Genomic DNA, 2724 nt, shown 5'->3' on the forward strand with positions numbered 1-2724 from the left:
GGCCCCGCGCAGTGCGGGGCCGGCCGGAGCAGCGGCGGTCAGGTGGTCGTGGCGGGGGCGGGCTCGCCGGACTCGATCCCGGCCCGGGCGGCCGGCGCGGGGACGGCGGGCGTGTCGGCGCGGCCCTTCTCGTAGTTCACCAGGCCCTTGGAGAGCCGCAACGGCACCAGGACCAGTTCGACGACCAGCGCCTTCCACTGGTAGCAGAAGTCCACCAGCTTGGTGAGGAAGACGTACGGCAGGTTCCGCAGGACGCGCCTCAGGGGGATCTTCCGCTTCCGGGCGGCGTAGACCAGCGGCAGGCCGATCATCAGGGTGCTGGTCGACAGCCACCACAGGAACCACCAGAGGAAGGCGTCTCCGATCGAGAAGCCGACGCCGGGCACCACCAGCGGCAGGACCAGCCACAGCGGGACGGCGATGGTCTCCCACAGCTTGAGGGCCACCCAGAACGCCAGCATCGGCTTCTTGAAGATCATCCGAGGCAGGTGGATGCGGACGTTCTGGAAGTACCCCGCCGCCCAGCGCCAGGTCTGCTTGCGCAGGTAGGTGAGGTCCTCGGGGTCGGCCGCCCAGGCGACCGCCGCGCTGACGTAGACGGCCTTCTTCCCGGCCATCTGCACGGACCAGGTGTAGTCCATGTCCTCGACGATCGTCCGCTCCGGGAACCCGCCGAAGTCGACCAGCGGCTGGAGCCGGAAGACCGAGCAGCAGCCGGAGCAGACCACCGGCGAGTTGGCCATGTTCTCGATCGGACGGTTCCAGTGGAAGCCGTAGAGGTACTCCACGGACCGGCCGCGCTCGGCCCAGGTCCGCTCGAACCGGCTCTGCACGCAACCGGACGCGATCAGCACGTCCTCGTCGTCGAAGGCCGGCTTGATGTGTTCGATGTAGTCGTCCGCCAGGACGGTGTCGGCGTCGACGGCGAGCACCAGGTCGGTCGTGCAGAACGGCAGCGCGTAGTTCTGCGCCTTGGCCTTGCTGCCGAGGTTCCGGGGCGGGCGCAGCACCGTCACGCCGTACCCGGCGGCGACCTCGCCGGTGCGGTCCGTCGACCCGTCGTCGATGACGACGATCTGCTCGGCGGGAACGGTCTGTCGCAGCAGCGCCTCGAGTGTCGCCGGGAGGCCCTGTTCCTCGTTGTGCGCGGGAACGATGACCGTGAGCGTCAGCGGGCGGGTGGCAGTACTCATGGCAAATGGCCTCGCGGGGGGAGGGGAGGGCGGGGGGAGTCGGTGTCGGGACCGCGGGCTCGGACGAACCCGTACGACATTCAGAGTTGTAATAGCTACGGGCGCGGTGTCCGGCGGAAGGCGCGCATGCCGTTCGAGTGAAGAGCTCCGCGGGGCGGCCCCTGACGGGCCGTCCGGCGGACCGTGTCACCCGAATGCCCCGTGCCGTCCGCGCCGACCGGCCGTCCCCGGTCGGCAGACTGTCGGGGAACGGACAACTCCGGGACGGACGGCCCACGCGGCGGACGGAACCCGGGCACGGACAAGCGGCGCCGTCGGACGCCGGTCTGACGGGTCTTCGGACGTCGGGCCGACGGGGCGACCGGCAGGCGCCCGGCGGAGGAGGACCCGATGGACCGGGCTCCGGCAGAGGACGCGCGGCGATCCCCGCGCCGCAGGTGGACGAACGCCTTCGGCAACCTGATGCTGACGATCGCCCTGGCGGCCGCGCTGTTCGCCGCGTACTCGCTCTGGTGGACGGACGTCCTCGCCGACCGGCAGGCCGACCGGGCCGGCGACCGGCTGCGGCAGAGCTGGGCGGCACCCGGCCCCTCCGGCGCACCGAGCACCGTGACCACCGGGCAGGAGGTCGGCTTCCTGCACGTCCCCGCGATGCAGCAGGACCCGGTCGTCATCAAGGTCGGCACCGCCCCGGCCGTCCTCGACCAGGGCGTCGCCGGCGTCTACCAGGAGCCCCGCGCCGCGATGCCCTGGGACCGGTCCGGCAACTTCGCGCTCGCCGCCCACCGGGACGGCCACGGCGCGAAGTTCCACGACCTCGACGCGGTGGACGTCGGTGCGCCGATCGTCGTCGAGACCCGCGACAGCTGGTACGTCTACCGGGTGGACGGCATCCTGCCCGAGACCTCGCCGGAGAACGTCGGCATCGTCGCGGCCGTCCCCGCGGGCTCCCCGTACCACGCGCCCGGCCGCTACATCACCCTGACGACCTGCACCCCCGTCTACACCTCGCTGTACCGGATGGCGGTCTGGGGCAGCCTGGTGCGGGTCGACCCGATGGACGCCGAGCGGACCCCGCCCGCCGAACTGCACCGCGACGCACCGCAGTCCCCGGCCGCCTCCCCGGTTGCTTCTCCGGCCGACTCTCCGGTGCCGTCCCCGGAGCCGTCGCTGTCACCGTCCTCCCCGGTCGCCCCGTCGTCTCCGTCCTCCTCGACCTCCTCGGCCCCGGCCAAGGCTTGACGGACCGTCAGTCCGGGCCCGCCGAAACCGGCCGATAGTCTGATCCTCGTACAGCGGCGGCCCGGGTGGCGGCCGGGACGGGGGAGCGGCAGTGGACGACGAGGACGAGATCCTGGCCGAGGCCGTCGGCGCCCTCGGCGGCAGGCTCTCCCGGCTCGTCGCCCTGCGGCTGCCGAAGAACGTCCACGAGATCACCCTGACGCTCCCGCTGCCGTCCGCCCGCGCCCGGGCCCGGGTGTCCGCCGTCCTCGGCCGGCAGGGCCGGCGGGTCCCACCGGGCCGCTCCGCC

Annotated in this window: 2 protein-coding genes and 1 pseudogene; 2 read left to right on the top strand and 1 reads right to left on the bottom strand. The window is 72.7% G+C overall.

Annotated elements, in window-relative coordinates:
- Positions 1-38 precede the first annotated feature (38 nt).
- The gene (locus tag ABZ641_RS32080) at positions 39-1193 is read right to left on the bottom strand and encodes a glycosyltransferase family 2 protein (protein ID WP_359987519.1); all 1155 of its coding nucleotides are present in this window, start codon (positions 1191-1193) and stop codon (positions 39-41) included.
- Positions 1194-1583: 390 nt separating this feature from the next.
- Between ABZ641_RS32080 and ABZ641_RS32085 the strand changes: the two genes are divergently transcribed.
- Together ABZ641_RS32085 and ABZ641_RS32090 are read left to right on the top strand one after the other, a co-directional pair.
- Positions 1584-2435 carry a class E sortase gene (locus ABZ641_RS32085; RefSeq protein WP_359987521.1) on the top strand — a complete coding sequence of 284 codons (852 nt, stop codon included), beginning with the start codon at positions 1584-1586 and terminating at the stop codon, positions 2433-2435.
- Between the two features lie 91 nt (positions 2436-2526).
- Positions 2527-2724 (top strand): annotated as a pseudogene (locus ABZ641_RS32090) (hypothetical protein); the annotation flags it as partial.

It is taken from the genome of Kitasatospora sp. NPDC007106, from assembly GCF_040634455.1.
Taxonomy (GTDB): domain Bacteria; phylum Actinomycetota; class Actinomycetes; order Streptomycetales; family Streptomycetaceae; genus Kitasatospora; species Kitasatospora arboriphila.

Bases quoted from the DNA above. Each gene is read 5' to 3' on its own strand.
- ABZ641_RS32080 (WP_359987519.1), bottom strand. From the start codon at position 1,193: ATGAGTACTGCCACCCGCCCGCTGACGCTCACGGTCATCGTTCCCGCG.
- ABZ641_RS32085 (WP_359987521.1), top strand. From the start codon at position 1,584: ATGGACCGGGCTCCGGCAGAGGACGCGCGGCGATCCCCGCGCCGCAGG.